Source organism: Flavobacterium sp., assembly GCF_029945805.1.
Taxonomy (GTDB): domain Bacteria; phylum Bacteroidota; class Bacteroidia; order Flavobacteriales; family Flavobacteriaceae; genus Flavobacterium.
The window spans coordinates 37,988-45,770 of the sequence record NZ_JAQSDH010000008.1; the positions used below are offsets into that span (position 1 = coordinate 37,988).

Sequence of the window (7,783 nt, forward strand, 5' to 3'; positions counted from 1 at the left end):
AATTTAGTTATTCGTTGTTAGGTATTGTATTTGCGTCAAGTCTTTCTTTATAATAATTGTAGGTTTCGTGTTGTGCTCTAAATATCGGTTCATCAGCATTACGAATTTTATACTTATTTTCGAATTTTTCAGAATGTAAACGTGCTTTTACGTTTCCTTTCCATCCTATATCGAAGTTGTCAATAATTTGTTTTTTGATATTCTCATCATATATCGGACACGTGACTTCTACTCTTCCGTCAAGATTTCGGGTCATGAAGTCGGCTGAAGAAATAAAAACTTCAACATCCTCATTATTACAGAAAATATAGGAACGAGTATGTTCTAAAAAGTAGTCCACAATACTCACTGCTTCTATGTTTTCACTCATTCCTTTCACACCTGGAATTAGACAACAAATACCTCTGACTTGTAATTTTATCTTGACACCGGCATTGCTTGCTTCATACAATTTGTCAATCATTGGATTATCGGAAAGACTATTCATTTTCAAATTTATGTATGCCGGTCGTCCAATTTTCGCATTGTTAATTTCTCTTTCAATGAGTTTATAAAATTTAGATCGGGTGTAATGTGGCGACACAATTAAGTGTTTATAACGATGAACTCTATAATTAATATCAAAAAAATCAAATATCTTATTGACGTCTCTTAATATTTGCTGATGACTGGTTAAAAGAGTAAAATCGGTATAAATTTTAGCGGTGCTTTCATTAAAATTTCCGGTAGAAATAAAGCCGTACCGTTTCAATTTATCATCTTCAATACGATCCACCACACAAATTTTACTGTGCACTTTTAAACCTTTAATACCAAAAATAAGTTCTATTCCTTCTTGCTGCATTTGCTCAGCATACGATATATTACTAGCTTCATCAAACCGCGCCTGAAGTTCAATCTGAACAACTACTTTCTTTCCGTTTTTGGCGGCGTTAATTAGTGAACTTATTATTTGAGAATTCTTTGCCAAACGGTATAATGTGATTTTTATTGCAGTAACCTTTGGATCTAGAGCTGCCTCACGCAAAAACTTTATGATGTATGAAAATGACTGAAAAGGTGCGTTTATAAGATAATCTTTTTGCGCAATTTTGTTTAGAATACTGCCGTCTAATGACAAACCTTCCACCGGAAGTGGAATTCTTGGTGGATATAACAGATCAAACCTACCTAGATTCGGGAAGCTCATGTAGTCGCGTCGGTTGTGATATCTTCCGCCTGGAATTACACCATCGGAAGCATCAATTCCCATTTTAGAAAGAAAAAACTTGAGCGTGTCTTTTCCGATATGTTTATCATATACAAAGCGAACGGGCTCTCCAATTCGTCTTTCTTTTACAGAGGTCGCAATCTTTTCGAGCATACTTTTGCTCATATCACTGTCAATATCAAGTTGGGCATCACGTGTGATTTTTATCATGTGTGCCGAAATACTTTGGTAATCAAAAATATTGAAAATACTATTTAAATTATAGCGAATCAAATCATCGAGCATGATCAAATATTGTTTCCCTTCTTTGTTAGGAAGTTCCACAATACGATTGGTAGTTTTCGGAATTTCAATGATGGCGTAGCGCACTTCCGGTTTATTCTTTTTAACCAAACCGAGCATACCACTGGAAACTTGTTCCGATTTCAGCACCAGTTTAATGGCTAAATAACCAGACGTGTCTTTTAACAATGGAAATTCAGCCAAATCATTTAGGATAATGGTAACAAGTTCAGGACTTATTTTCTGGATGAAAAAATCTTTAATAAAATTTTCCTGTTCGTCTGAAACTTCATTTTCATCAATGATAATAACATTTTGCTTCACCAATTCTTTTTCAATTAAGCTGAGTATGCGTAAACTTTCTGATTGTTGTTTGATTACAATTTTAGTTATTTCTTTAACTAATTGTTGCGCAGATATTCCTCCTAAAATCTTTTCCCCTGTTTTGCCGGATAAGCTCAAACGTCGGATTGCTGCGAAACGCACACGGAAAAATTCGTCTAAATTGTTGGAAAAAATGCCAATGAAGCGCAATCTTTCCAATAATGGAACTGATTCATCCGCTGCTTCTTGCAAGACTCTGGCATTGAAAGCTAACCAACTTTTCTCTTTATCTAAGTATCTAAAATTATGTTCTGTACTCATATTACTTTAAATCTCTGGGGAAAACGACATTTTTGGTACTACCTTTTTCAATTTTCTGCCAGCTTTTTTGTTCAAATATAATATTTACAAACCCAGAAGTCGAAACATTATCAATTAAAGTACTGCCAAACTTATTCACAAAATTAGTAATTGCCTCATTGTGACCAAAAACGATTATATGTTCGTATTCATCTGAACACGATTTGATAATTTGCTCCAACTTTTTTTCATCAAAAGTATAAAGCTCTTCTTTAAATAGGATACTTTCAATGGGATAGGACATATTTTGTGCAAAAATTAATGCAGTTTCCTTAGCCCGCCTAGCGGAACTGCTCCAAATCAAAAAGGTTTTTGGAAGTACCTGTACAATGTGGGTTGAAACTAAATGTGCATCCTGAATACCTTTGCTAGTAAGTGGTCTGTCAAAGTCGCGAAGTGGTGCTTCCCAACTTGATTTGGCGTGTCGAATCAATATTAGCTGTTTCATACTATTTCATAAATGTTTGAAAGCATAAATTTAAGCTATTAATGTTTACCATGAAATAGTAAGATAAGATTAAAACAGTACTAATTAGTATTATGCTCAAACCAAAAACGAGACCAAAACAAAAAAAACATAAAGTATTTATTTTGAAATAAATGTTAAAACCTAAAAAATCTTATAAACAGCTTGTTGTTAATAATATTTTGTAGTATATTTCCATTTAAAAATGTTAAATAGTGCACTTTATCTATTAAATTATACACTTTATCGATTTTTTTTTTGGTAGATAAATTAAAACTAGCTACTTTCGAACTGTTAAAGAACGATAAAATTAAAAATACACTCACTAAAACTCTAAATTATTATGTCAAAATCAAAAGAATCTTATGAAAAAACTATTCGTAAAAAGGCAAAAACGAACAAAAAACGTCACTTGAACGAGTTTTTGGGTTATTCGTAGAAAAAGTTGTGTTCGGTAGTAGTTACTATATAATTTAGCACTCGATTAGTATAACCCAAATATCTATATCTACCAATATGCCTACATCAATCACACTTCACGCCCGAAAACCCTTTTGCAAAATTATTTTTCAATAACTAATTGTATGAAAACAAATAACCCAAATGTATTATTTAACCATCAAACAAAACTTTTGTTTGGAAAAACAAGTCAATTTATGAAACAAAATCTATTATTAATGTTACTCTTGGTATTCGTCTACACTGGCAGCTTTGCGCAAGCCAGTAGAGAAAATGGAACCATCGTAGTAAACGACATGAAATCAATTCTCTATCCAGAGGGAATAGCTCGGCAGGCAGCTTCAAGTAGTGCTTTCGATGTTACCCGTCTTCGGGATTTGGTAGGTGAAGTTCAATCTTCAATGTATTTTTATGGAAGTGAAGTTAAAACCTATGGTGATGTGCCGACAAATCTATTTACAGATTTGAGTTCACTGAACCTAGTAAACAATTCCATTACCATGAAACAAAATGTTGAAATTGTAACTGTGCGAATTAAAACTGCAAGTGAACTAAATTCAACTATTGATTTAGCTGTTTTTTCAAACTTTCCAAATTTAAAATACATTTATTTTATCTCAGCACTAAATACAACTAGTGCGAATATCGCTAGTCGTATTTCTAATTATGATCGCAGATTTAATATATTTTATAAAATAGAGAATGGTGATGGTAATTAATAAATTGAAAAAATACAAAAATATGAGAAATTTATACTTTAATTCAATCATAAAAAAGTTTAGCTGTGTTACAGTATTATTAGTTATTCTATTAGGAATTTCTAATTCAGTTAGTGCGCAGTTAAAAGTTCCTTTCACATCTAGAACTTCGCAATACAGTCCTACTCAGCAGATTTACAATGTTAAAGGAGATTTTGTAATGTTAGGAAATACCAACCTTACTTTGCAGAACTATGGTGCTACTACGCCTAACAACAACAATGTAATGGTATATGTTGATGTTGATGGAAATAGCATCGCAGGTTTAGGCGGAAGCCCAACATTTAACTCTTCTTCAGCAACATTAAGTTTTTCATCAGAAAATGGTGCAAACCCGGCATGTTCTAACATTGTTTATGCTGGTTTATATTGGACCGGTAGAGCAGAACAATCAAATACTGCAACAAACACATTTAATGTTACAAAAACAATAAATGGTACTTCATATACAAAGGCTTTTGACAAAAGAAAAATTATGTTCAAAGGTCCAGGAACGAGTGCTTACACAGAATTTACTGCTGCTGCATCCGATATTTTCTACCCAACTACCTCTAGTGATGGCGATTATATTTATTCAGCTTATAAAGAAGTTACGGACTATGTTAGATTGCATGGTATTGGTGAATATTTAGCTGCCGATATCGCTTTAAGAGATGGTAATGGTGGTGGAACTGGATATTCTGGCGGATGGGGATTAGTAGTTGTTTATGAAAATTCAAAAATGAAATATCGTGACGTCAATATTTTTGACGGTCATGCTTTCGTGGTTTCAACAAATAGTACTGGATTCGATTTACCTGTTTCTGGGTTTAATACAGTTAGAACAGGAGAAGTTGGTGTTAAATTAGGCCTAATGGCCAGTGAAGGTGACGTAAATTTAACAGGTGATTATTTTAGAATCAGAAATCTTAACACTACTTCTTATACAACATTAAGTCGAGCTGCGAACGGACTTGTTCCTAATCCTGATAATTTCTTTAACTCATCTATTAGTACAGGTGGAAATTCAAGAAATCCTACTTTAGGAAATAATACTGGTATTGATATTACAATGTTCAATATTCCTAATACAAATAATGCCGTTATTGGCAATCAGCAAACAGCAACCAATTTTAGATATGGGACTGGTGGTGACACCTATGCTATTTTCGCAATTGCGATGTCGGTTGATGCATATGTTCCTGAAGCAGAAGGTATTTTAACAACGACTACTATCAACAATCAACCTGCTGTTCAACCTTACACAATTTTACCTAATCAGGAAGCTGGTTTTACTATTGATGTTAGAAATTTAGGTAGTGAAGCTATTAATAATTATAAAGTAATTGTTCCTTTACCATACAATGCTACATACGTTGCAGGAAGCGCAACGGGTACTATTTTCTACAACAATCCAAACACAACTATTACAGGTACTTATGATCCTAACTTAGGAGTAACGGGTTCAATTGTTTGGGATTTTGGGACTTTGCCTTTACCTGCAAACCCTACTACATTGTTGGCTAGATTATCATTTAAAATAAAAGCTACTAATAACTGTGAAATTTTAGCTAATGCTTCATGTTCAAGTGTCATGGCTGTAAATGGAAATTCTACGGGTTTAGGTAGTATAACGAATGTTCCTTTAAAGAATTCAAATTTAATTCAAGGATATACACAAAACGGCACTTGCGTTGGACAAGCGATCCCATCTCCGATCAATATTGGAATAAATGGAACAAGCTTTGTAGAACAAAATTGTCCAGGAACCAATATAGTTAGAAATTTTTCATATTGTAGCAGTAGCACAACGGTGTTACCTTCTCAAATTGCTTCAAATTTCCCACTAGGATCTTTATTCTACGATTCATTCCCTGTTACTGGAAGTTCTATCCAATATACAGAAACATTACCAATTCCACTAGTAGCTGGTTCTACTTTAACTTACTACGCAGTGCCTTCAGGTGGTGGTAGTGGTTGTAGATTCCCTTTTACCATTTCAAAATGTCCAACCATTATTGCTCAAAATGATGCACTTACAGGTGGTAATGGTACAACAGGAAATACTAACGCTGGAAACGTATTAAACAATAACGGTAGTGGTGTAGATACTTTAAATGGAGTTCAAGCAACTATTGCTCAAGTAAATATAAATGTTACAACTCCTGCTGTTTCAATAGGTGGCGCTCTGGTACCAGTTATAAACACAACAACCGGAGTAGTTTCTGTACCTGCTGGAACTCCAGCTGGAACATATACTATTACTTATAACTTATGTGAAAAATTAAATCCTCTTACAAATTGTGATCCTGCTATCGTAACTATTACGGTAACAGCTCCTTCAATTACTGCAGTTAACGACACTTATACTGGTGTTAATTGTACAACTTCAGGTGTAATTGGTAATATTTTCACAAACGATACTTTAAATGGTGGATCGTTTACTGCTAATCAAGTAAATTTCACATTGCTTACAGGAAGTAACCCTAACATTACTATCGGTTCAAATGGAGATGTAAATATTACATCTGGTATAGCTGCTGGAACTTATACTTTTACATATAAGATTTGTCAGACTATAAATCCAACGAACTGCAGTAATACGGCAACGATTTCTATTTCAGTAAATCAATCTCCATTACCTACAATGACTGCTCCAGCTGCAATAACTGTGGCATGTGGAGCAATAACATCTAGTACTATTCCATATACTAATGGATTAACTGGTGCTTGTGCTATTACTGGAACTTCAAACGCTTCTACTTTTACAGCAACTCCAAATGCTTGTGGTGGAACGGTAACTGAAACATGGACTGCAACTGATTCTTATGGTAGAACTATAACTTCAGTATCAAGAATAATTACAGTAAGCCCTGCTGCATTGCCAACAATGACTGCACCAGCTGCTATCACTGTAGCTTGTGGTTCAATACCATCAGCCAGTACTATTTCATTCAGTAATGGATTAACTGGTAGTTGTGCTATAAATGGAACTTCAAATCCTTCAACTTTTACAGCAACGCCTAATTCTTGTGGTGGAACTGTAACTGAAACTTGGACTGCAACAGATAGTTGTGGTAGAGCTTTAGCTTCAGTATCAAGAACTATAACTGTAAGTCCTGCTGCATTACCAACAATGACTGCACCAGCTACTATAACGGTAGCTTGTGGTTCAGTACCAGCAGCAAGTACTATTTCGTTCAGCAATGGATTAACTGGTAGTTGTGCTATAACAGGAACTTCAAATCCTTCGACTTTCTCAACTACAACTTCTGCTTGTGGTGGAACTGTAACTGAAACTTGGACTGCAACAGATAGTTGTGGTAGAGCTTTAGCTTCAGTATCAAGAACAATAACTGTTAGCCCTGCTGCATTGCCAACAATGACGGCTCCTGCAGCTATAACGGTAGCTTGTGGTTCAGTACCAGCATCAAGTACTATTTCTTTCAGCAATGGATTAACTGGTGCTTGCGCAATAACTGGAACTTCAAATACTTCTACTTTTTCAACTACAACTTCTGCTTGTGGTGGAACAGTAACTGAAACTTGGACTGCAACGGATAGTTGTGGTAGAGCTTTAGAATCAGTATCAAGAATAATCACTGTAAGTCCTGCTGCACTGCCAACAATGACTGCTCCTGCTGCTATAACGGTAGCTTGTGGTTCAGTACCAGCATCAAGTACTATTTCTTTCAGCAATGGATTAACTGGTGCTTGCGCAATAACTGGAACTTCAAATACTTCTACTTTTTCAGCAACTCCTTCTGCTTGTGGCGGAACGGTAACTGAAACTTGGACTGCAACAGATAGTTGTGGTAGAGCTTTAGCTTCAGTATCAAGAATAATTACAGTTAGCCCTACTGATTTACCAACAATGTCGGCTCCTGCTTCTATAACGGTAGCTTGTGGTTCAGTACCAGCATCAAGTACTATTTCTTTCAGCAA

At 34.9% G+C, this 7,783-nt stretch carries 4 protein-coding genes; 2 read left to right on the plus strand and 2 right to left on the minus strand.

The window, feature by feature from the left end:
• Positions 1 to 7 precede the first annotated feature (7 nt).
• Both ppk1 and PSU83_RS01750 read right to left on the minus strand, forming a co-directional pair.
• A complete protein-coding gene (ppk1, locus tag PSU83_RS01745) occupies positions 8 to 2,137 on the minus strand; it encodes a polyphosphate kinase 1 (RefSeq protein WP_300586027.1) in 2,130 nt (709 codons plus the stop codon).
• A gap of 1 nt (position 2,138) precedes the next feature.
• Entirely contained in the window at positions 2,139 to 2,624 is a 486-nt protein-coding gene (locus tag PSU83_RS01750; protein ID WP_300586029.1) for a histidine phosphatase family protein, read from the minus strand.
• A gap of 674 nt (positions 2,625 to 3,298) precedes the next feature.
• Here PSU83_RS01750 and PSU83_RS01755 point away from each other — a divergent pair.
• The gene (locus PSU83_RS01755; RefSeq protein ID WP_300586031.1) at positions 3,299 to 3,820 is read left to right on the plus strand and encodes a hypothetical protein; all 522 of its coding nucleotides are present in this window, start codon (positions 3,299 to 3,301) and stop codon (positions 3,818 to 3,820) included.
• Positions 3,821 to 3,842: 22 nt separating this feature from the next.
• Positions 3,843 to 7,783: hypothetical protein (locus PSU83_RS01760; protein WP_300586033.1), on the plus strand; the 3,941-nt coding region annotated here is incomplete at its 3' end.